This window comes from Mesorhizobium sp. ESP7-2 (assembly GCF_020164715.1).
Taxonomy (GTDB): Bacteria; Pseudomonadota; Alphaproteobacteria; order Rhizobiales; family Rhizobiaceae; genus Mesorhizobium.
The window spans coordinates 1-21,177 of record NZ_JAIUGQ010000058.1; the positions used below are offsets into that span (position 1 = coordinate 1).

General features: G+C 63.3%; 27 protein-coding genes and 1 pseudogene. 14 read left to right on the top strand and 14 right to left on the bottom strand.

Annotated features, from left to right (window positions below; genetic code table 11):
• Positions 1-232: 232 nt before the first annotated feature.
• Entirely contained in the window at positions 233-373 is a 141-nt protein-coding gene (locus LB543_RS31215) for a DUF1127 domain-containing protein (protein WP_013892619.1), read from the bottom strand.
• A 161-nt stretch (positions 374-534) separates the two neighbouring features.
• Positions 535-1,545 carry an NAD(P)H-quinone oxidoreductase gene (locus tag LB543_RS31220; protein WP_224617007.1) on the bottom strand — a complete coding sequence of 337 codons (1,011 nt, stop codon included), beginning with the start codon at positions 1,543-1,545 and terminating at the stop codon, positions 535-537.
• Positions 1,546-1,667: 122 nt separating this feature from the next.
• Between LB543_RS31220 and LB543_RS31225 the strand changes: the two genes are divergently transcribed.
• The 3 genes from LB543_RS31225 (at position 1,668) to LB543_RS31235 (ending at position 3,493) form a co-directional block, all read left to right on the top strand.
• On the top strand, positions 1,668-1,862 hold the full coding sequence (locus tag LB543_RS31225; protein WP_224617009.1) for a DUF1192 domain-containing protein: 195 nt from the start codon (positions 1,668-1,670) through the stop codon (positions 1,860-1,862).
• Positions 1,863-1,950: 88 nt separating this feature from the next.
• Complete coding sequence (locus tag LB543_RS31230; protein ID WP_224617011.1) at positions 1,951-3,198, top strand: MFS transporter; 1,248 nt, start codon at positions 1,951-1,953, stop codon at positions 3,196-3,198.
• Between the two features lie 31 nt (positions 3,199-3,229).
• The gene (locus LB543_RS31235; RefSeq protein ID WP_140754603.1) at positions 3,230-3,493 is read left to right on the top strand and encodes an ArsR/SmtB family transcription factor; all 264 of its coding nucleotides are present in this window, start codon (positions 3,230-3,232) and stop codon (positions 3,491-3,493) included.
• A gap of 32 nt (positions 3,494-3,525) precedes the next feature.
• Here LB543_RS31235 and LB543_RS31240 read toward each other — a convergent pair whose 3' ends face one another.
• Genes LB543_RS31240 through LB543_RS31250 form a run of 3 tightly spaced genes read right to left on the bottom strand, consistent with a single transcriptional unit; the run spans position 3,526 to position 5,013 of the window.
• Complete coding sequence (locus tag LB543_RS31240) at positions 3,526-3,990, bottom strand: SRPBCC family protein (protein ID WP_140809693.1); 465 nt, start codon at positions 3,988-3,990, stop codon at positions 3,526-3,528.
• Positions 3,991-4,027: 37 nt separating this feature from the next.
• On the bottom strand, positions 4,028-4,351 hold the full coding sequence (locus LB543_RS31245; RefSeq protein WP_135920007.1) for an ArsR/SmtB family transcription factor: 324 nt from the start codon (positions 4,349-4,351) through the stop codon (positions 4,028-4,030).
• 5 nt (positions 4,352-4,356) lie between these two features.
• Positions 4,357-5,013: a glutathione S-transferase family protein gene (locus tag LB543_RS31250; protein WP_224617013.1), complete on the bottom strand. Its 657-nt coding sequence runs from the start codon at positions 5,011-5,013 to the stop codon at positions 4,357-4,359.
• A 299-nt stretch (positions 5,014-5,312) separates the two neighbouring features.
• Here LB543_RS31250 and LB543_RS31255 point away from each other — a divergent pair, with 299 nt between their 5' ends.
• The 3 genes from LB543_RS31255 (at position 5,313) to LB543_RS31265 (ending at position 6,741) form a co-directional block, all read left to right on the top strand.
• Positions 5,313-5,834, top strand: a complete 522-nt coding sequence (locus LB543_RS31255; protein WP_224617016.1) for a winged helix-turn-helix transcriptional regulator — start codon at positions 5,313-5,315, stop codon at positions 5,832-5,834.
• Positions 5,835-5,910: 76 nt separating this feature from the next.
• The gene (locus LB543_RS31260) at positions 5,911-6,144 is read left to right on the top strand and encodes a hypothetical protein (protein ID WP_135863133.1); all 234 of its coding nucleotides are present in this window, start codon (positions 5,911-5,913) and stop codon (positions 6,142-6,144) included.
• 165 nt (positions 6,145-6,309) lie between these two features.
• Positions 6,310-6,741 (top strand): GlcG/HbpS family heme-binding protein, encoded by a 432-nt coding sequence (locus tag LB543_RS31265; RefSeq protein WP_224617018.1) that lies wholly within the window; start codon positions 6,310-6,312, stop codon positions 6,739-6,741.
• 3 nt (positions 6,742-6,744) lie between these two features.
• Here LB543_RS31265 and LB543_RS31270 read toward each other — a convergent pair whose 3' ends face one another.
• The 3 genes from LB543_RS31270 to LB543_RS31280 all read right to left on the bottom strand — a co-directional run bounded on the left by LB543_RS31270 (position 6,745) and on the right by LB543_RS31280 (position 8,481).
• Positions 6,745-7,146 carry a hypothetical protein gene (locus LB543_RS31270; RefSeq protein WP_140754613.1) on the bottom strand — a complete coding sequence of 134 codons (402 nt, stop codon included), beginning with the start codon at positions 7,144-7,146 and terminating at the stop codon, positions 6,745-6,747.
• A gap of 249 nt (positions 7,147-7,395) precedes the next feature.
• A complete protein-coding gene (rpmF, locus tag LB543_RS31275; protein WP_008834724.1) occupies positions 7,396-7,578 on the bottom strand; it encodes a 50S ribosomal protein L32 in 183 nt (60 codons plus the stop codon).
• Positions 7,579-7,719: 141 nt separating this feature from the next.
• Positions 7,720-8,481 carry a biosynthetic peptidoglycan transglycosylase gene (locus LB543_RS31280; RefSeq protein WP_224617020.1) on the bottom strand — a complete coding sequence of 254 codons (762 nt, stop codon included), beginning with the start codon at positions 8,479-8,481 and terminating at the stop codon, positions 7,720-7,722.
• 78 nt (positions 8,482-8,559) lie between these two features.
• Between LB543_RS31280 and LB543_RS31285 the strand changes: the two genes are divergently transcribed.
• Both LB543_RS31285 and LB543_RS31290 read left to right on the top strand, forming a co-directional pair.
• Complete coding sequence (locus tag LB543_RS31285; RefSeq protein WP_224617022.1) at positions 8,560-9,477, top strand: polyprenyl synthetase family protein; 918 nt, start codon at positions 8,560-8,562, stop codon at positions 9,475-9,477.
• A 110-nt stretch (positions 9,478-9,587) separates the two neighbouring features.
• The gene (locus LB543_RS31290) at positions 9,588-11,927 is read left to right on the top strand and encodes a response regulator (RefSeq protein WP_224617024.1); all 2,340 of its coding nucleotides are present in this window, start codon (positions 9,588-9,590) and stop codon (positions 11,925-11,927) included.
• A 24-nt stretch (positions 11,928-11,951) separates the two neighbouring features.
• Here the strand turns inward: LB543_RS31290 and LB543_RS31295 are convergent, their stop codons facing one another.
• The 5 genes and pseudogenes from LB543_RS31295 to LB543_RS31320 form a co-directional block, all read right to left on the bottom strand.
• Positions 11,952-12,692 (bottom strand): class I SAM-dependent methyltransferase, encoded by a 741-nt coding sequence (locus LB543_RS31295; RefSeq protein ID WP_224617026.1) that lies wholly within the window; start codon positions 12,690-12,692, stop codon positions 11,952-11,954.
• 95 nt (positions 12,693-12,787) lie between these two features.
• A pseudogene (locus tag LB543_RS31300) lies at positions 12,788-13,474 on the bottom strand (Stf0 family sulfotransferase).
• A 99-nt stretch (positions 13,475-13,573) separates the two neighbouring features.
• Positions 13,574-14,428 carry a lytic transglycosylase domain-containing protein gene (locus tag LB543_RS31310; protein ID WP_224617030.1) on the bottom strand — a complete coding sequence of 285 codons (855 nt, stop codon included), beginning with the start codon at positions 14,426-14,428 and terminating at the stop codon, positions 13,574-13,576.
• A 5-nt stretch (positions 14,429-14,433) separates the two neighbouring features.
• Positions 14,434-15,687, bottom strand: a complete 1,254-nt coding sequence (ispG, locus tag LB543_RS31315; RefSeq protein WP_140754629.1) for a flavodoxin-dependent (E)-4-hydroxy-3-methylbut-2-enyl-diphosphate synthase — start codon at positions 15,685-15,687, stop codon at positions 14,434-14,436.
• A gap of 348 nt (positions 15,688-16,035) precedes the next feature.
• Positions 16,036-16,215, bottom strand: a complete 180-nt coding sequence (locus tag LB543_RS31320) for a YdcH family protein (RefSeq protein WP_127278461.1) — start codon at positions 16,213-16,215, stop codon at positions 16,036-16,038.
• 239 nt (positions 16,216-16,454) lie between these two features.
• Between LB543_RS31320 and LB543_RS31325 the strand changes: the two genes are divergently transcribed.
• A complete protein-coding gene (locus LB543_RS31325) occupies positions 16,455-16,658 on the top strand; it encodes a YdcH family protein (protein WP_140754631.1) in 204 nt (67 codons plus the stop codon).
• A gap of 29 nt (positions 16,659-16,687) precedes the next feature.
• Here LB543_RS31325 and LB543_RS31330 read toward each other — a convergent pair whose 3' ends face one another.
• Complete coding sequence (locus LB543_RS31330) at positions 16,688-17,476, bottom strand: IclR family transcriptional regulator (RefSeq protein WP_224617033.1); 789 nt, start codon at positions 17,474-17,476, stop codon at positions 16,688-16,690.
• 128 nt (positions 17,477-17,604) lie between these two features.
• Between LB543_RS31330 and LB543_RS31335 the strand changes: the two genes are divergently transcribed.
• The 5 genes from LB543_RS31335 (at position 17,605) to LB543_RS31355 (ending at position 21,170) form a co-directional block, all read left to right on the top strand.
• On the top strand, positions 17,605-18,477 hold the full coding sequence (locus LB543_RS31335) for a transporter substrate-binding domain-containing protein (protein WP_140809713.1): 873 nt from the start codon (positions 17,605-17,607) through the stop codon (positions 18,475-18,477).
• Positions 18,478-18,554: 77 nt separating this feature from the next.
• A complete protein-coding gene (locus tag LB543_RS31340) occupies positions 18,555-19,220 on the top strand; it encodes an amino acid ABC transporter permease (protein ID WP_224617035.1) in 666 nt (221 codons plus the stop codon).
• 1 nt (position 19,221) lies between these two features.
• Positions 19,222-19,872 carry an amino acid ABC transporter permease gene (locus LB543_RS31345; RefSeq protein ID WP_140809717.1) on the top strand — a complete coding sequence of 217 codons (651 nt, stop codon included), beginning with the start codon at positions 19,222-19,224 and terminating at the stop codon, positions 19,870-19,872.
• Between the two features lie 4 nt (positions 19,873-19,876).
• Entirely contained in the window at positions 19,877-20,671 is a 795-nt protein-coding gene (locus tag LB543_RS31350) for an amino acid ABC transporter ATP-binding protein (protein WP_224617037.1), read from the top strand.
• A 37-nt stretch (positions 20,672-20,708) separates the two neighbouring features.
• Positions 20,709-21,170: a RidA family protein gene (locus LB543_RS31355; protein WP_140809721.1), complete on the top strand. Its 462-nt coding sequence runs from the start codon at positions 20,709-20,711 to the stop codon at positions 21,168-21,170.
• Positions 21,171-21,177 lie beyond the last annotated feature (7 nt).

Sequence of the window (21,177 nt, forward strand, 5' to 3'; positions counted from 1 at the left end):
AAGGCCGGATGGAGCCCCGACTACCTCGCCTCAATCCTCGGTCAACTTCCCCGTTAACCTGGATTCGCAGCCCTGGGCGACCGATAGGGACGGCACGATTGCCTCTGCCATTATTCTGCCCCCAAAAGACAAAACCCGCCGGACAGGGTCCAGCGGGTTCGGAACCGGCGACGACAGGCGTCCGCAGCGGCTCTGCATTGCGACCCTGCCTTGCGGCGGGTCGCGCTTGCAATCAGATCGCCTGACGGGCGATCCGTTCGATGTCGCCGCGGTTGATGCCGAGGTCGCTGAGCTGGCGTGCGTTGAGGCGGTTCAGTTCGCGAACGGTCTCGTTGTACATGCGCCAGTTACGGAAAGCGCGGATCGGGTTCATGGTAGTCCTCCTGAATTGGGTTCGTTTCGATGATGCTCAAATAGTGATCATCGATGAGGACTTGAATGGCTGATTTTGCATAGCAATGATGCAAATGCTGCATTGCACCATTAAGCTCCTGTTCACCTTGTAGGCAGCGGCCCCATTCAGGGGATGTTGGCCTAGCCGACGTCGAGCACGATCTTGCCGATGTGCTCACCCTCCTCCATTCGCTCATGCGCCCTCCAGGCATCGGTGAGCGGGTAGATCATGTCCATGACCGGAGCGACCTTGCGCGTGCCCAGCAGGGGCCACACTTGCGCCTCGAGCGCCGCCGCGATCGCGGCCTTGAACTCGACGGTACGCGGCCGCAGCGTCGAACCCGTATGGGTCAGCCGCTTGACCATGATCTTGGAAAAGTCGGCGGTCGCCACAGCACCTGCCTGCACGGCGATCTGCACGATGCGGCCCTCGATGGCGGCGGCCTCGTAGTTTCGCTGGACATAATCCCCGCCGACCATATCGAGGATGACGTCGGCGCCCCGGCCTTCGGTCGCCTCTTTGACCGCGGCGACGAAATCCTGCTCGCGGTAGTTGATCGCGTGGTCGGCGCCCAGCTTCAAGCAGGCGTCGCATTTCTCCTGGGATCCGGCAGTGGTGATGACATAGGCGCCGAAGGCCGAGGCGAGCTGGATCGCCGTGGTGCCGATGCCTGACGAGCCGCCATGGACGAGCAGCGTCTCACCCTTTTTCAGTCCGCCGCGCTCGAAGACATTGTGCCAGATGGTGAAATAGTTCTCCGGCACCGCCGCCGCTTCCGTGTGGGTGAAGCCCGCCGGCAGCGGCAGCACACTGCCCGCATGCACCTTGACATACTCGGCATAGGCGCCGCCGGGCGTGAGCGCGCAGACCCGGTCGCCGATGCGCCAGCGCGATATCTCGTCGCCAAGCGCCGCCACCTCACCCGACGCTTCGAGACCCGGCAGGTCCGATGCGCCGGGCGGCGGCGGATAGGCGCCCTTGCGCTGCTGGACGTCCGGCCGGTTGACGCCGGCGGCATGGACCTTGATCAGGATTTCGCCGGGGCCGGGCAGCGGCACATCGCGCGTTTCCGGCTTCAGCACCCGGGGGCCGCCCGGCTCCGAGATCGCGATCGCCGTCATCCGTGCCGGAATTTTCTGTCCGCTCGCCATGAAGTTTCCCGTCTTTCATCGCCGCACTCTTACCGGCTGTTTGCATCGACGCCCCTGCCCTATGTATGCTCATTGGCAAATCAGGCAAATGGCCAATCTGGTCTGGCGGAGGAGGAGCAACGATGGCGATCTTCGACGACGAACCCAAGAAGAAGGCGCGCCCGCACGAGATCGGGCAGGACCTGTCGCTGCTTTCCGTCGGTGAACTGTCCGAGCGCATCGGCATCCTGCGCGACGAGATCGCCAGGCTGGAAGCCGAACTCAAGACCAAGGACAATACCAAGTCGGCCGCCGAGGCTTTGTTCCGCCGCAGATAATTCGCTGCGGTAACCGTCCGCCGCCGAAAAGACCGAATGCGACTGTCTTCAAACCTGCGTCCCTCCCAGTCCTCAGCCGGATCAAAAAATGCTCGCAGCCTACAGACCGATCCTTTCCCTGCTTCGCGGCACCGCCTTCCTTCTGGCGGCATCGGGACTGCACGGGCTGCTGTTGCCCCTGCGCGGCCAGGTGGAAGGGTTCTCGACCGCTTCGCTCGGTCTGATGGGCACGGCCTGGGCCGGCGGCTTCGTCACCGGCTGTTTCTTTGCACCGCGCATCGTGCGCCGAGCCGGACATGTGCGCGCGTTCGGTGCCTTTGCAGCGTCGGGTGCCATCGTGGCGCTGCTCACCGGCCTGGTCATCGACGAATATGTCTGGATCCTGCTGCGTGCCTTCACCGGCTTCACCATGGCCGGCGCCTTCATGGTCATCGAGAGCTGGCTGAATGAGAAGGCCACCAACGAGAACCGCGGCACCGTCTTCGGCCTCTACATGATGGTCACCTATGCATCGATCATGGGAGGACAGATGATCGTCGCCGGCGGCGACGTGAAATCGGCCTCGCTGTTCATGATCACCGGCATCCTGTTCTGCCTCTCGCTGATCCCGACCGCTGTGTCGACGGCGTCCCACCCCAAGCCGCTGCAGGACGTCAAACTCGACGTCAAGGGGCTCTATGCCAACTCACCCGTGTCGGCGATCGCCTGCGTGCTGATCGGCATCGCCAACGGCGCCTGGGGCACGCTAGGCGCGGTCTACGGTGCCCGCATCGGCATCCCGACTGCCGAGATCGCCTTGATGATGAGCCTTGTGGTCGTTGCCGGTGCCGCCATGCAGCTTCCGGCCGGGCGCCTCTCCGACAAGACCGACCGACGTTTCGTGCTGGCCGGCGCCGCATTCGGCGCCGCGCTATTCGCGCTCATGATCTTCCTGTTCGAACCGCGCTCTGGCATCTTCGTCATCATCTTCACCGCTGCTTATGGCGCCTTCGCCTACACGCTCTATTCGATCGCCGTGGCGCATGCCAACGACCACGCGCGCTCCGAGGATTTCGTCAAGGTATCGGGTGGGCTGCTGTTGCTATACGGCTTCGGCACCATGATCGGGCCACTGCTGGCGGCGGCGCTGATGGGCTGGATGCGCCCGGAGGGCTTGTTCCTGGCGACCGCCTTCGCGCACCTGTCGCTGGCTGGTTACACGCTGCTGCGCATCAGCCGTCGCGCGCCGGTGCCGATCGAAGACCGCGATGCCTTCAAGACGCAGCCGGCCGACCGCTCGGTGACCCCGGAAGCATTGCGGCTCGATCCGAGAAGAAAAGCAGAAGCAAACAGTTGAGATTTGAAAAACTTTGCCTCACAAATGAAGCATGATGTTTTCCGACGCCTTCATGGCGATCGCCGACCCCAACCGGCGCCATCTTCTGGAAGAACTTCGACGCGGTCCGAAGACCGTCAACGAATTGGCGGCCGGGCTGCCAGTCTCCCGCCCGGCCGTATCACAGCATCTGAAAGTGTTGCTCGACGCCGGACTGGTCAATGCCAAACCTGAAGGCACGCGGCGTGTCTATACGGTGAGCAATGCCGGCTTCCTGAGACTTAACATCTGGCTCGATCAATTCTGGGAAGCCTGATCAGTTCTCGACGCCGCACCCGACCTGCTGGTTCAGGACTGCGAATTCACGAAAGCGTCGAGCGCGTCTAGCAGTTCGCCCGTTCCATGCTCGCGCGTGGCCGGGGTGTCGTGGCCATCGAAGAAGGCCCCCTGCTCCGTCATCACAAGCCGCGTGCCGCCGCTTTCCGCCACAAATTCGATCGTCGCCAGCGACACCGAGACACGGGTTTCGCCGAACAGCAACTCGTAGCTATAGACGATGCGCTGGTCCGGCACGATGTCCTGATAGACCGCGTTGAAGAAATGCATCTGCCCATCGCTCGGGCAGCCGGCATTGACCTCCTTGCCGCCGACGCGGAAGTCCATCTCGTGCCGGCTTGGCGCCGGGTCATGGGGATCGACAAACCAGCGCCGCTTGGCATCCGGGCTGCTGAACGCGGAGAAGACTTTCGCCGGTGCCACCGGATAACTCCGCTCGACGACAAAGGTGGAATGGACAACGGATCGTTCAGTCATGAAACCTTCCTCGATCTTCGACATGACATATTCCTCTCTAGCTCTCGGCCAGGAAATCGCCGAGCCGATCCAGCCGGCGCTCCCATGACAGGCGCCTCTCATTGATCCAGTGCTCGGCCGCTCGCAGCGCCTTCGGATCGATCTGGCAGGTGCGCACCCGCCCGACCTTCTGCGTGCGCACGAGGCCGCTCGCCTCAAGGAGGTTGAGGTGCTGGACGACCGCCGACAGCGACATCGCCAGCGGCTCGGCCAATTGGCTCACCGAGGCGGGGCCGCGTGACAACCGGTCGACCATCTGCCGTCGCGCCGGATCTGCTAGCGCCTGGAACATCAGGTCGAGCTGGGCCGGATCGTGCAACATCGCGATCAGCCGTTGTTGTAGGGGAAGAACTTGAAATAGGGCTGCGCCTCCTCGATCACCCTGATGAAGGCGGCGCGCTGCAGCAAGCGGTCGTGATAGCGCTTCACGGCGGGATAGTTGTCGCCGAACGGCTCGACCTTGTTGGCGTAGAAGAGTGCCGGAGACGCCGCGCAATCGGCCATGGTGAAGGCATCGCCCACAGCCCATTCTCTCGACTGCATCTCCCGTTCGATGATGGCGTAGGAATTGCGCAACTGGCCACGCGCCTGCTCGACACCGAATGGATCGGTCTCGCCCTGCGGCCGCAACCTGTCACCGACGATCTTTTGCATCGGTTCCTGCATATAGAAATCATAGAAGCGGTCGGCCTGGCGGACCGCCAGCGCCAGGTCGACGTCGGCGGGAACGAGGTCGACCGGTCCCGGATAGTGCGCGGCCAGATATTCCACGACGATGGTCGATTCCAGCACCGTGCGGTCGCGCCTATCGTCGCGCAGCGCCGGCATCTTGCCGGTCGGCGAAATCTTCAGGAAGGCCGCTCGCGATTGCTCGTCGCCAAGGTCGACGATGACCGGCTCGAAAGCCGTGTCGTTCTCGTAGAGCGCGATCAGCGGCTTCCAGCAGAAGGAAGCCAGCGGATGGAAATGCAGGATCAGGGACATTCTTGTTCTCGTCTGTTTTTGCGGAAACACTGAAGCATTCACTTAACTATTGCGGCAAGCCTCGCTCGTCAAGGCTCACCCGCGAAGTCTCAACTGGATCGGACGTGCGCGACGATGGCCTCCGGCCACCAAAGCATCGAGGCCATCGCGCCCATGATCAGCAGCAGCGCCGGATCCGCCGGATCGCCAAAGGTTTCGGATACGATCTCGGGATGGTCTCTTCTGCTTGCATTTTGCAATCGGTTGCACGATACTAAGACCGATACGATAATGCAACCGGTTTTCTGGAGAAAAATCGAATGACCCTCGATCGCCGGTCCGGCTGCCCGATCAACCTCTCGCTCGAGGTGTTCGGCGACCGCTGGAGCCTGATCATCCTGCGCGACATGATTTTCGGCGGCAGGCGCCATTTTCGTGAACTGCTCAACGGGTCGATGGAAGGCATTGCCTCCAACATCCTCGCCGACCGGTTGAAGCGGCTGATGGAACTCGGCATGCTGACCAAGGCGGACGATCCTTCGCACAAGCAGAAGGCGATCTACAGCCTGACCGAGATGGCCATCACGCTTGTGCCCATCCTGGCCCATCTTGGCGCCTGGGGCCGCGTCTGGCTGCCGACCAGCGAGGAACTTTCGATCCGCGCCGAACTCCTGGAAAAGGGCGGACCGCCGATGTGGGAGAAATTCATGGCCGAGTTGCGCCATGAGCACCTCGGCACCCCCCTCGATACGGCGCCCGGCCCTTCTGTACGCGCGACGCTGCAGGCCGCCTATGAAGCGGTCGTCGCCGGAAAGGCCCGCAGCGCCGGCCCGGTCGCCTGACCAACTATTTTCCCCGTTGAGAGGCCGGCTCTGCTACAAGGGACGGAAATCACACGTGACGGGATTGGATAGACTCTTGGTTGAGAACTCTAGGGATACTGCCCGCGCGCGTGCCGATCTGCGCTTCAAGAAGCAGGAAGAGGCGGCGACGGTCCGTCAGAAGGCCATGGCCGAGTATGTCGCCGAGAGCGACGCCCGCAAGGCCAAGACCGACAAGTTGCGGGCGCTGCGGCTCGCCAAGGAAGCCGAAGATCTGGCCAACACGCCTGCCGCCCCCGCCAAGAAGCCGGCCCGCGCCAAGAAAAAGTAACGCTCCCGCGTCTCCGCCGATTCCTCGCCTTGAATCGAGCGGTCGTGACGCCATCGGACAGGTGTGCCTTCATCCCGCTGCTTCACGGGAAGCAATTTCAACTAAAACCGGGATTGCCTCGCCCGGCTGGCCGCCGATGATCGGGCTGTTCAACAGGAGATTGCCATGACCGCGCTGTCGCTCGAAAAAGCCGTCGAGATCATCAATGCCGCCTTCGCCAGGGGCACCGATCTCAAGCTCAAGCCGCTCGGCGTCTCGGTGCTCGACGCCGGCGGGCACCTTGTCGCTTTCCAACGCCAGGACGGCGCTTCGTTCCTGCGCCCGCAAATGTCGGCCGGCAAGGCCTATGGCGCGCTGGCGATCGGCATGGGCTCGCGCAAGGTCGAGGCCTTCGCCAAGGAGCGGCCGCATCTGGTTGCCGGCATTTCCGACGTGTCGGGGGGACGCGTGCTGCCGGTCGTCGGCGGCGTGCTGATCCGCGACAAGGCCGGCGCCATCATTGGCGCCGTCGGCATTTCCGGCGATACGTCGGACAATGACGAGGCGGCCGCGATTGCCGGCATCGAAGCCGCCGGCTTCACCGCCGATCCGGGCTGAGGCTCAATTCAAATTGATGTCGCGGCTGGCCGACCGCATCGACACCGCGAAACCGGCCATCACGTCGAACAGCGCGATGATCATCAGCGTGAAGAAGATGGAGTGCGCCGCACCCTTCACCAGCAGGAACTCAACCAGGAAAGCGACGAAGACAAGCGTCGACAGGAGATGGTCCATGATCGACGCCGTGGTCGTGCGCGCCGACTTCACCATTTCGAGGAACAGGAAGATCAGCCCGATCAGCACGATCAGGTCGCCGAGCGTCATCGAGAACACGCCGCCCGACATCATGCGGAACGAGAATATCTCGCTCGCCCACGGATCGTCGCCGCCGCCGAATATACCGAGCAGGCCGAGATTGTAGAGCACGAAAGGCACGATCAAAAGCGGGACGGCACCGAACATCTGGCGTCTCCATATGGGGGCACCTTCTGTAGAATGCGCCGCAGGCACGGCGTCAAGATTTTTCGTGCGCGGCCGCAAACACGGTCGAAGACCGGATGCAACAACCACGTCAGCCGGTTGCCCGGCCGACATGGAAAAACGAGAGACGAAAGCTCAGCGCTTGAAGTAGCCGGCGCGGACGGCGAATCAACGTAAAAAAACCGGCCAGAGGCCGGTCTTTTGCAACTCTAACCTTCGGAAAAGCTGGGCTCAGCTTTCCTTGGGCGTCAGCACCTGGCGACCGCGATACATGCCGGTCTTCAGGTCGATGTGGTGCGGGCGGCGCATTTCGCCGGAATTCTTGTCCTCGACATAGGTCGGGGCCTTGAGGGCGTCGGCCGAGCGGCGCATGCCGCGCTTGGACGGAGAGGTTTTGCGTTTCGGAACGGCCATGGATATGCTCCACTACATGGTCAAAAGCCCCGCCCGCCCTCGTGAAAGGGCCATGTCGGGGCCTAAATCTGAGAAAGTCGGGTGCCTATACACGCCTGACACCGTTTTGGCCAGCACTGCAGTGAATCTTTTTTGTACCGGCTAGTCGAGACAGCCGACATAAGCGCCCGAGCGGCCGGCGCGCCGCTCGATCAGGTTGGCGAGCCGTCTGAGGCCCGGCCCGGGTTTTGCCGGATTGCGGGCGATCGGATTGGGCAGCGTGACGGCGAGCAACGCGGCCTGCCGGCGCGACAACTGCTTTGCGGAAATGCCGAAATGGTGCTGCGCCGCCGCCTCGATGCCGTAGATGCCCGGCCCCCATTCGGCGATGTTGAGATAGATCTCCATGATGCGCCGTTTCGACATCACCGCGTCGAAATAGACGGCCAGCGGCAGTTCGACGATCTTGCGTACGCTGCCCAGCGGCCGCGACCAGAGGAAGAGGTTCTTCACCGTCTGCATGGTGATGGTCGAGGCGCCGCGCGTCGCCTCGCCGGCCAGCGCATCGTCGACGACGCCCCTGAGCTCGCCGAGATCGACGCCGCGGTGGAAGCAGAACTGCCCGTCCTCCGACATGATGACCGAATGGGCGAGCACGGGCGCCACGTCATCAATGGAAACCCAGCGCCGGTCGTAGCCGGAGAAGGTAGCAAGGTCCTTCAGCATCAGCGTCGATACCGGATGCACGAAGGACGGCAGGTAGAGAAAGGTCAGCACCACCGGGATAAGCGCCAGCGCGGCGGCCACGACGATGCCACGCCGGACCCAGCGCCTGAGACTGCGGCGGTTCACGCCTCGCGATCTCGTCGCCATGTCCAGCTTTTCGGTATCATGATCGACGATCGGTTCCGCCAAGCCGCCCAACCCGTACTTCTCCTTGCTCCGGCATAATGGCGCTTGCCTTCTTGCGCAACGTCTGAGTGTCGGCTACCGGTCCCGGCCATGACGAATGAGGACGAAATGGCGTTCGAAATGGCGCTCATCAGGCGCGCGGCCGCCGTCGAGGTGATGCTGCGTCGGTTGCTCGACGATCGCCCGCTATCGGGCGAGATCGCGCGGCCCGATCGCCTGATGGCGGCGATGCGCCATGGCGTGCTGAACGGCGGCAAGCGCCTGCGCCCCTTCCTGGTCATGGAGAGTGCGGGCCTGTTCTCCGCCGATGGCGAGGCGGCGCTGCGCGTCGCGGCGGCACTCGAATGCGTGCATTGCTATTCGCTGATTCATGACGACCTGCCGGCGATGGATGACGATGACCTGCGCCGCGGCCAGCCGACCGTGCACAAGGCTTTTGACCAGGCCACCGCCATCCTGGCCGGCGACGCACTGCTGACGCTCGCCTTCGATATCCTCGCCGCCGAAGCGACCGCGCTGCCGGCCGAGCGGCGCGCAGCCCTTGTGCTGGCGCTTGCCCGCGCCGCCGGGGCCGGCGGCATGGTCGGCGGCCAGAAGCTCGATCTCGAAGCCGAGCAGGTGCGACCGGACGAGGCCGGCATCATCCGGCTGCAGGCGATGAAGACCGGCGCGTTGATCCGCTTCGCCTGCGAGGCGGGTGCAATCCTGGCCGGCGCACAGTCGGATGACCGCGAACGGCTGGCCGAGTTCGGGTCGGCGATCGGCCTTGCCTTCCAGCTCGCCGACGACCTGCTGGACTTGACGGCCGACGCCAGGCAGATGGGCAAGGCGACCGGCAAGGATGCCGCCGCGGGCAAGGGTACGCTTGTTGGCTTGCACGGCGCGGATTGGGCACGCAAGCAGCTCGACGGCCTCGTCGGCCAGGGGCACGCGCTGCTCGAACCCTATGGCGAAAAGGCGGCCCTGCTGAAGGCCGCCGCGACCTTCGTTGCAACCCGCGACAGCTGACTGCGGGCCCCTATCGGGTCGCGCATTGCACCTGTGGTTGTGCCAACGAAATCTTAATGTAAATGAAGCGTAATCCCAATTCTTAGAATGCGTATGTGTTGGGGTTGCGCATGCCGGAATATTCTTCCTTCATCCGGTCCGTCCGGATACGTTATCTCTCAGGATTGTTGGTTTTCGCGCTGGCTTCAGCCGCCATCATGGGTGCGCTCAATCGCGTCAATTCCTTGCGCCATGAAATCGATGCGCTGAGCAGCAACCTCGTCGTTTTCACCCGCGACCTGCGCAACGCCACCAGCTTCGCCGAGACAACCGGTTCCGCCTGGCGGATCGAGACGCGCGATGCGCTGACGGCTTCGGCGCGCGACCATTCCGAACGTCTGACCGGCGAGATCGAGACGCTGACCGCACAACTGGCCGCGATACGTCCGCGCCTGTCGGCCAAGACCGTCGATGAGCTCGCGGCCGCTTCAGTCAATGGCGATCTGTTCTGGTCGCCGCGTGACATGGTTCGCAACTTCAACCTGATGTCGGTGGCGCAAAAGACCGACGAATGGAGCTCTCGCGAAATCCGCAACCAGAACGACCTGTTCGTTCAGCCCATGCTGGTGCGTGTCCGCACCGCCATGGACGACGAACGCCATCTGGCGGACGCCTCCAGCGACCGGCTGCTTTTGTGGGCGAGCGGCCTGTTGTTCGCCGTCCTGGCCATCGTCGCTTTGTGGATCTTCCGGCCGATGGAGCAGGCGATCCGCCGCGCTTTTGCCCAGTCGGCCGAATCCTTGTTCAAGGCAGAGGCCGCCGACCGCGCCAAGTCGGAATTTCTGGCCAATATGAGCCACGAGATCCGCACGCCGATGAACGGCGTGCTCGGCATGGCCGAGTTGCTGGCCAAGACCGAGCTGAACCCGCGCCAGAAGACCTTCACCGACGTCATCGTCAAATCGGGCAACGCGCTGCTTACCATCATCAACGACATTCTCGATTTTTCGAAGATCAATGCCGGGCAGCTGACGCTCGACCCTGCTCCTTTCCGCCTTTCGGAAGCGGTGGAGGATGTGGCGACGCTTGTCTCGGCGCGTGTCGCCGAGAAGAACCTGGAACTCATCGTGCGCGTCGACCCCAGGCTGCCGGCCTATGTCGTCGGCGATGCCGGCCGCTTTCGGCAAATCGTCACCAACCTGGTCGGCAATGCGGTTAAATTCACCGAGAAGGGCCATGTACTGATCGATGTCGGCGGCGAAACCGTCAACGACGTCGTCCAGCTCAAGCTGCGCGTCGAAGACACCGGCATCGGCATCCCGGCCGAGAAATTGCAGAACGTGTTCGAGAAGTTCGCGCAGGTCGATGGTTCCTCGACTCGCCGTCACGAGGGCACCGGCCTCGGACTTGCCATCGCCGCCCGTCTCGTCGACCTGATGGCTGGCAAGATCGGCGTCGAAAGCGAGATCGGCCGCGGCTCCGTTTTCTGGTTCGCCGTGCCGCTGCCGGTCCATCGTGCCGAGGCGCGCGACGCGATCGTGCCGGTGGACGTCACCGGCGCGCGCGTGCTGGTCATCGATGACAATCCGGTCAACCGCGAGATCCTGCTCGAACAGCTCAGAAGCTGGAGCTTCGACTGCGCCGCCGCCGAAAGCGGCGCGGTGGGCCTCGCCTTCCTCGATCGCGCCTGCCAACTCGGCGCCAGCGTCGATTGCATCATCCTCGACTATCAGATGCCTGGCATGAACGGCGCCGATGTCGCCCGGGCCATCGCCGCCGACAGCCGGCTGTCCACCATTCCGGTCGTTATCCTGACCTCGGTCGACCAGGTCGATTTCGGCAAGATGATCATTGATTTCGGCATTGCGGCGCATCTGACCAAGCCGGCGCGGTCGGCGGTCCTGCTCGGCACGGTCATCTCGGTCATCCAGAAAGCGCGCTCGCAGGTCGGCAAGGCGCGGTTCGTTCGCGAGCCGGTCCAACCGAAGCCTCAGGCGACTCCGCCGGCCTTCACGGTTATCCGGGGCCCCGCCGTACCAGCCGCTCCGGTGCCAGACTTGAATGCCGCGCCGAACAGCCCGATCGACATCCTCATCGCCGAGGACAATGACGTGAACCAGATGGTGTTCGGCCAGATCCTCAATGGGCTCGGCCTGAGCTACCGTATCGCCGGCAATGGCCGCACCGCGGTCGAGATGTACCGGTCGCTGCATCCGAGACTGGTTCTGATGGACGTGTCGATGCCGGAAATGAACGGCTACGAGGCGACACGCGCCATCCGGGCGATCGAGGCGGCGTCGGGCGGCCACATCCCGATCATCGGCGTCACCGCGCATGCGCTGAAGGGCGACCGCGACAAGTGCATCGAGGCCGGCATGGACGACTATCTGCCCAAGCCCGTTTCGCCCGATCGCCTCGGCGCCAAGATCGGCACCTGGCTCAGCGAGACGGTGGTGGCCAAGACGGCGTGAGATACATCCAGTCGTGCCGCTGGATCAGCGCAGCCGACCTATCGGGATGATTTCCGCAGAGGTGTCCGCATAGGGTTCGCCCTGCCAATCGCCGAGCCATTGCTCCACCTGCAGGCCGGTCGCGTCCATCATTCCGGCAAGATCTTCCCTCTTCGGAAACGCGATCTTCGATTCAGCACACAGAACCGGTCCGCCGCCTGGCATTTCATAAAAGGTCGAATAGGTGACCACCCCGGTGTCGGCATCGCAGTAGGCATCGTACCAGGCCCTAACGGTGCCAAGGCTGGGATGCTCCACCATCCTTTCGGAGCGCTGTGGCGTCCATTCCAGCCACGCCTCCCCAGCAGGATTTCGCGTGTCGAGGATGAAGCGCCCGCCGGGAGCCAGATGTTCGGCGATGGTGCGCAGCACCGCCCGCTGATCCTCTTCTGTCAGGAAAACCTGGAACACATGACCGGTCAGCAGCACCAGATCGAACCGTCTTCCAAGCCGCACCGTTCGCGCGTCGGCAACGACCCAGTCGACCTCGTCACCGCCGTTCCTGCGGCGCGCGACGTCGAGCATCACCGATGCGGGATCGACAGCGGTGACGCTGCACCTTTCGGCCATTTCGGCGGCCAGTTGACCGGTGCCACAACCAAGATCGAGGACCGTGTCGCCATCCCGGGCAAGACGGATACAATGGTCAAAATCGAGGCGGCCATCCTGATTCTCGATGTCGTAGAACTGAACGAAGTCGGGGTCATTGTAGATCGGATCGGTCATGCCGCCGCCTATAGCCCAAATGTTTGGCATGCGCGACAGGCACAATCCAAGCCGTAGGCGGCCTTGCGGCCTTGCGAGGCGCACCCAGCCATATCTCAGCCGGCCTCGTCCAGACGATAGCGGCGCATCCACTCGAGGCTTGTCTCACCGGCGAGCTTTGCGACGCCTGGCCGAACCGCCTGGGCGTCAGGTGCCTGAACGCCGAGAGCTTTGCAGATGTCTATCAATGTCGCGACCGGATCGGCGGAAAGGCGCTCATAGCGAGCCCGCAGAGGCGATATGCCTTGCACCGCGAACCAGGTGTTCCAGGCCGTATCATAGGCTTCCAGCTCGTCGACCTCGCCCTTGATGCGCTCGAAATCATAGTGAGGTTCCCTGGCAGGCCCCACCCTTTCGATTTCGGTTCCGTCGGGGGCGATATGCCAAAGACCGGTTTGCTGTGCCTTGATCAGGGAGACGGCCTGCGCGAGCTTGTTTTCGCGCGACAGGTGTATGTAAAGGACACGGCCAAAAGCCTTCTCGAAACGCGCTTTGTCCGACGCAAGCCCCGGAAAAATCCGGTCGAGGATCCAGATTTTCCCGCATCAGGCGCAAGCCGAAGATTTCAGTGCCACCCTTATCGTGTCGCGAGCGGGCAGTCCCCAGTCCTCGGCCCACTCCGACACATCCTGCCGCCGGTAGAATGAGTGGGGATCGGCGGTCGTTCCGGTGGCCGCCAGCAGCTTGCACAGCAGGGTGCTGCCGGTTCTGGGCGTGCCGCAGATGATATATCCGTCGAACATGGGCGCTCGCGCATGACAGGGCTGCTGCCCAGGGGAAGATGGTGGCCGCCGCTATAGCTGAAATCGTTGCTGGATGCGACGGGCGCCGTCTTCAGGCCCTTACCGGTTTCGCACCACCACGCATGCGCCACCGACGCTTTGCAGTTTCTGGCAGATGACATTGGCGGCGGCGCGGTCGTCGATCCCGATCCTGACGGCGTAGATGCCGCGCCGGCCGATCGGCGTGCGCACCCGACTCACCACCGGATCATGCCCAGCAAGCAGGGCCGGAAAACGGCCCCGCACCCTGAGCCATTGGCTGATCGCGGCGCTGCGGCGGAAATTACCCGCCACCTGGATGCCCCATGGCTTGATGTTGATCGAGGCCATCGCCACGGTCTTCGACATGATCACCGGCAGCTTGCGGCAGGCGACCGCGAAATCCAGCTTGGCATCGAGTGGCTCGACTTTTCCGGCATAGGCGCGGTCGGCGAACTTGTCGACCGGCTCGCCCATCACGTCGAACACATAGCTTTCCGTCTCCATCGGCAGGAAGCCGCCGGAGTTCAGCCAGCGCGACACCCGGCTCTCGCCGGCGTTGTAGGCGGCCGCCGCTAGGCCGAGATTGCCATAGCTGGTCTTCATTTCGGCGAGATACCTGGCCGACGCGGGGATCGCCTGGTTGATGTCGAAGGAATTTTCCAACCCCCGCATCTTGGCGGTGCCCGGCATGAACTGGGCGATGCCTTCGGCGCCCACGGGGCTCACGGCATTGGGATCGAAACGGCTTTCCTTCCAGATAAGGCGGGCGAAAAAGTCTCGGGGCAGACCGTTCTGGTCGGCATGCGCCTGGATCAGGTTGCAGACCTTGTCGATCAGCCGCTGCTTGGCCGATTGCGGCGGATCGGCCTCGGCAAGCGTCGACAAGGCCATGCCACACAGGAAAATCAGCGTCGCCCAGGGGAAACGCCGCATTTGACCTACTCTGCCGCGGCCTTGCCGCCCTGACCGAACCTCTGTTCGATATAATCGGCGACCATTTTCTCGAAATCCGCCGCGATCGACGGCCCGCGCAGCGTCGCCGCCTTCTTGCCGTCGACGAAGACCGGCGCGGTCGGCGTCTCGCCGGTGCCGGGCAGCGAAATGCCGATATCGGCATGCTTGGATTCCCCCGGGCCGTTGACGATGCAGCCCATCACCGCGACCTTGAGGTTCTCGACGCCCGGATATTTCTCACGCCACACCGGCATGTTCTTGCGCAGGTCCGCCTGGATGTTTTGAGCCAGTTCCTGAAACACGGTGGAGGTGGTGCGGCCGCAGCCGGGGCAGGCCGCGACGATCGGCACGAACTGCCGGAAGCCCATGGTCTGCAGCAGTTCCTGCGACACCTGCACTTCGCGGGTGCGGTCGCCATTGGGCTCCGGCGTCAGCGAGATGCGGATGGTGTCGCCGATGCCTTGCTGCAGGAGGATGCCCATGGCGGCGGAAGAGGCAACGATGCCTTTGGAACCCATGCCGGCTTCGGTGAGGCCGAGATGCAGCGCGTGGTTGGAGCGGGTGGCGAGTTCGGTGTAGACGGCGATCAGGTCCTGCACGCCACTGACCTTGGCCGACAGGATGATTTTTTCGCGGCTGAGGCCAATCTCTTCGGCCATCTCGGCCGACAGGATCGCCGACTGCACGATCGCCTCGCGCGTCACTTCCTGCGCCGTCAGGGGGAAACCCTTGTCCTGGTTGTCGTCCATCAGCCGGGTCAACAACTCCTGGTCGAGCGAGCCCCAGTTGACGCCGATGCGTACCGGCTTGTCGTGCTTGATCGCCATCTCGACGATGTCGGTGAACTGCCGGTCCTTCTTGTCCTTGAAACCGACATTGCCGGGATTGATGCGGTACTTGGCCAGCGCCTCGGCGCAGGCCGGATGGTCGGCCAGCAGCTTGTGGCCGATATAGTGGAAGTCGCCGACCAGCGGCACATCGATGCCGAGCCGCAACAGTCGCTCATGGATGCGCGGCACGGCGGCGGCACTCTCGTCGCGGTCGACGGTGATGCGCACGATCTCGGACCCGGCGCGGTGCAGCGCCGCGACTTGCGCGACCGTCTGGTCGATATCGGCGGTGTCGGTATTGGTCATCGACTGCACGACGACAGGTGCGCCGCCGCCGACGACCACGCCGCCGACATCGACGCCGACCGAGGTGCGGCGGGGGAAGGGAGAGGAAAAATATCCGGTCATGCCGGCAGCCTTTTGTCTCTGAGCGCCATGCGTCTCTCTGGAGCGCTATGCGTCTCTCCGAAGCCCGTGCGTCCGCTTGGACGCACAAGCCGGGTCCGATGCGCTGAAGTCCGGGCATGAGGTGGAGGAGCAAAGATGGCTTGTCAATGGCGACAGGTCGCCACTGGCAGCAATTGGTGCCGGCTAGGGACCTGAAACAGCGCACGACCTGACGGCGGCCGGGCATAAATTGGCCTGACGAATATTAGCTTCGACTTGTGGAAGCGCTGAATTTAAAACCACTGCACCGGCGGCTGGCGCCGCCGGCAAGGAAGACCGCCAGTGGTGAGCGGCTATGTCAGGTGAGGATCAATGCGTGGTTGGTTGCGCCCTCAGTTTCTCAATCGCATCCTTGAGTGCCAGCTTGCGTCGCTTGAGATTTACGATCTCGAGGTCGTCTACCGATGGGTGGTTCATCGCGTCATCGATTTCGCGTTCGATGTCGCCGTGTTTCCGCTGCAACTCATCAAGATGGGATGCAAGAGACATGATTGGTTCTCCCTTTCATGGTTTCCTCGATTGCAGCCGTCAAAGGCACGTCCACCGCAGGTCGCATCTGTGACGGCACGATGACAGTGTGCCACCATCGGGCAGCGATGTCGAATGCTGCGTGGTAGCATTCCACGACAAGATGAAATGTGATATGGGCTGCGCGCCGGTGGCAGAAATTGCCGCCCCCGCCCAATCAGGCCCAGTTTTGGGCGCCGCAGACGTGCAGACGGTAGAGAATGTCCGATCAGGAACAGGCCGATACTCGCCTCGAATTTTCCCGGCTGAAGCAGGAGCACGCCGATTTCGATGCCGCGATCAACGCGATGATCGCCACGAATTGCGACCCGCTGCAGATCCAGCGCATGAAAAAGAAGAAGCTGGCCCTTAAGGACCGGCTGATGAAGCTGGAAGACAAGATCATTCCAGACATTATCGCCTGAGACGCGAGACCCCGGCTGGCACTTTCCGCCTATCCGCCGATCGAAAGCCCGGCGGCGCGGCCGCGCAACAAGCCGATGAGATCGGCGGTCCGCTCCTCCGACGTATCGATGGGAACCACCAGGCACATCGTCGCCTCGACCTTGCCTGGCGCTGAAAAGACCGGCACGGCGAGGCATTTCGTATAGGCGTCGACCAGGCCCGAGGTGACGCAATAGCCGGTCACCCCTGCCTTTGCGATATCGGCGATGAAATCTTCGAGCCGCAGCTTGCGGCCGTCGGGCAGCACGAGATCGTCGTCCGACACCATGGCTTCGATCGCCGCCCTATCCAGCCCCGCAAGCAGCAGCCGGCCGGAGGCGGTCCAGGGCAGCGGTATCTGCAGACCGGTGGCTGAACTGATGCGGAACGGCCTGGTGCCGGGACTGGAATGGACGATCGTATAGCGGCCGCTCTGCAGCATGCACAGTTCCGAGGTCTCGCCGGTCTCGCGCGACAGATGATCGACCTCTTGGCGCCCTCGCCGCAACAGGTCGTTGCCGCGCACATAGTCCATTCCGTAGAGGTAGAGCTTCTTGCCGAAATAGACGCGGTTGCCGTCGCCGGCCATTTCCAGCAGGCCGGCATCGACCAGCGACCGCACCAGCGTGTAGGTCGTCGAACGCGGCGCATTGACCCCCTTGGCGAGATCGCCAATGCCGATCGCGCGCTGCGTCATATGAAGGAACTCCAGGATCTCCAGGACCCGGTTGAGGCCCTTTTCACGGGAGCCCGCCGTCTTCTCATCGGCTGACACGGCCAAGGCATTGCCATCTTGCATTGTCGATTCCTAGTGTTAGTATCTGTCTTGTACAGGATACATGAGTCTCTTGTAAGAGACAATCCTTGACGATCACTGTCGCGTGTATGGCCTGTGCATAGGGGAACACAACACGAAAGGAGGTCGCCGTGAACGACACATCCGGAAGACGTGATTTTCTGAAATTGGGAATGGCGGGACTTGCGACGGCCGGCGTGCTGGCAACCGTCGATGCCCAGAAGGCCGCCGCGCAAGCCGCATCCGACAGCCTGCTGCGCACGGTGCTTGACCGCGGCAAGCTTATTGTCGGCACCGGCAGCACCAACGCCCCCTGGCACTTCGAGAACGATGCCGGCGAACTGGTCGGCATGGACATCACCATGGGCCGCATCCTGGCCAAGGGCCTTTTCGACGATCCGACCAAGGTCGAGTTCGTCATGCAGGACCCGGCCCAGCGCATCCCGAACGTGACGACCAACAAGGTCGACATCACCATCCAGTTCATGACCATGACGGCGCAGCGCTCGCAGTTGATCCACTTCTCGCGGCCGTATTACGTCGAGGGCGTCGCGCTGCTGACCCTGCCCGGCTCCGAAAACAAGACCTTCGACAAGCTCTTGGCGAACGGCGCCGCCACGCGTATCTCGATCCTGCAGAATGTCGACGCCGAAAGCTCGGTGCATTTCGCCTTGCCGCAGGCGCAGGTGATGCAGATCGACACCCAGGCCAACGTCTTGCAGGCGCTGGAATCCAAGCGCGTCGACGCCGCCGCGGTCGACCTCTCCACAGTGCGCTGGCTCGCCTCGCGCAACCCTGACAAGTATTTCGATGCCGGCAAGAGCTGGTACTCGATGCTTTACGGCGCGGCCGTCAGGCAAGGCGATCTCGACTGGCTGACCTATGTCGACCAGACCTTCACCATCGCCATGTTCGGCCATGAGACGGCGCTCTACGACGCCGCATTCAAGGACTATTTCGGCCAGGAACCGCCGGCACGCCATCCCGGCTTCCCGGTCATCTGACCCAGCCGGGGGAAGAGCGTCTTGAGCGTTCTTCCCCCGCAGCCTATCCTTGAATCGCTCGGCACCGAGAGAGGCGCATGGGCTATACGCTCAATTTCAACCTGATCTGGCGGCATTTCGACAAGCTGTGGGGCGGCCTGCTGCTCAGCCTCGAGCTCGCCGTGATCTCGATCGCCATCGGTGTCGTCATCGGGCTGGTGCTCGCGGTCTGGTATGTCTCGGCCGGACGCGTGGTGCGGGCGGTGATCGCGGCTTATGTCGAATTCATCCGCAACGTGCCCCTGATCCTGCTGGTCTATCTCGTCTTCTACGGCCTGCCGACCGTGGTCGACCTGGCCTACAGCGCACCAACCTCGTTTGTATCGACCCTGTCGGTCTATAGCGGCGCCTATCTGGTCGAGGTATTTCGCTCCGGGCTCGAGGCTATCCCGCGCGGCCAGCTCGACGCCGGCAAGGCGATCGGCCTCACGCCCTGGCAAAGGCTGCTGCATGTGCGCCTGCCGACCATGCTGCGCATCACGCTGCCGGCGTTATCCAATACCTTCATCTCGCTGTTCAAGGACACCTCGATCGCCTCGGTCATCTCGGTGCCCGAACTCACCTTCGGCGCCCAGTGGATCAACTTCAACACCTTCCGCATCGTCGAGGTCTACCTCGTCACCACCGCGATGTATCTGGTGACGGGCTACATCATGCTTTTCGGGCTGCGGCTCGTCGAGCGCCGGTTCAGGGCGGCGCGCTGACATGCTGAGCCAGATCCTCTATGCACTGCCCTTCCTTGCCGCAGGCTTCGCCGTGACCTTGTGGGTCTCGCTGCTGGTCGTGGTCCTGTCGCTCATCGCCGGCGTGCTGCTGGGTGTCGGCCTGGTCTATGGACCAATGCCGCTGCGCTGGGCGGTGCGCATCTTCTCCGACACCATTCGCGGCATTCCGATCCTGGTGCTGATGTTCTTCGTCTATTACGGCCTGCCCGCGATCGGGCTGCATCTGCCGTCGTTCTGGGCCGCGGTTTCCGCGCTCACTCTGTTCAAGACGGCGCAGGTCATCGAGTATCTCAGGGGCGCGGTCGGCTCGATCCCGAAGGGACAGTCCGAAGCCGCGATGGCGATCGGGCTGACCTTTCGCCAACGGCTCACCTACGTCATCTTTCCGCAGGCCTTCAGGCGCTTCCTGCCGCCTTGGATCAATGGCGTCACCGACGCGGTCAAGGGCAGCGCGCTGGTGTCGCTGCTCGGCATCACCGATTTGATGCAGGCCATCAACCAGGTCATCGGCCGCACCTATGAAGCGATGCCGCTCTATATACTGGGCGCGCTCATCTATTTCGCAGTCAACTACGCACTCTCGCTCGCCAGCCGGCGGCTCGAGCGGCGTTTCTCCTTCATCCGGGAATAGCACGATGTCCGAAACCTCGAACGCCAGTCCCGCGCTGCTCGACGTGTGCGATGTCTCGAAAGCCTTCGGCGCCGTCGAGGTGTTGCGCTCCGTCAGCCTTCAGGTGAAGCGCGGCGAGGTGGTGACCGTCATCGGCCCTTCCGGCAGCGGCAAGACCACGCTGCTGCGCTGCGTCAACTTCCTCGAAAGCTACGACAGCGGCTCGATCCGCATCGACGGCAAGGAGGTCGGCTATCGCGAGGCCGGGACGCGCCAGCGCCGCAGCGAGCGCGATCTTGCCGCCATGCGCGCCGAGACCGGCATGGTGTTCCAGAGCTTCAACCTGTTCCCCCACCTGACGGCCGCCGGCAACATCATGCTGGGCTTGACCAAGGTGCGGGGAAAGAGCGAGGCCGAGGCGCGGTCGATCGCCGAACACTGGCTCGGCCGCGTCGGCCTCGCCCACAAGGCCGACAGCCTGCCGGCCGAACTGTCCGGCGGCCAGCAGCAGCGCGTCGGCATCGCCCGCGCCGTGGCCATGGAACCGAAGATCCTGCTGCTCGACGAAATCACCTCCGCCCTCGATCCCGAACTGGTCGGCGAAGTGCTGGCCGTGGTGCGCAGCCTCGCCGAGGACGGCATGACGATGCTGATGGTGACGCACGAAATGGCCTTCGCCCGCGACGCTTCGAGCCGCATCGTCTTCATGGCCGATGGCGGCGTCAGCGCCGTCGGACCGCCGAAGGAGATCCTCGCGGCGGAGACCACCAACGAACGCCTCCGCACTTTCCTGGCGCGCTTCCGCGCCTCGCATTTCTAAACTCAGGCGGCCAAGGCCGCCCAAGGAGCCTTCATCCATGACGCCTTATACCAGGCTCGCCGAACTCGGCCTGACGCTGCCCGAGCCGCCGACGCCCATCGCCAACTTCGTCACGCACGCCGAAAGCGGCCGGCTGATCTTCCTCTCCGGCCAGGGGCCATTGCGCGCCGACGGCACGCTCTGCACCGGCAAGGTGGGGGAGGATGTGACGGTCGAGCAGGCCTATCAGCATGCCCGCCTGACCGGGCTCAATCTGCTTGCCGTCATGCATGCCGCCGCCGGCGATCTCGGCCGCATCGTGCGCGTCGTCAAGCTGCTCGGCTTCGTCAACGCGACGCCGACCTTCAGCGACCATCCAAAGGTGGTCAATGGCTGTTCGGACCTGTTCGCCGATGTCTTCGACAAGATCGGCGGCCATGCCCGTTCGGCGATCGGCGTCGGCTCGCTGCCTGGAAACATCACCGTTGAAATCGAAGCGGTCGTCGAGATCGCCGCCTGACCTGCCA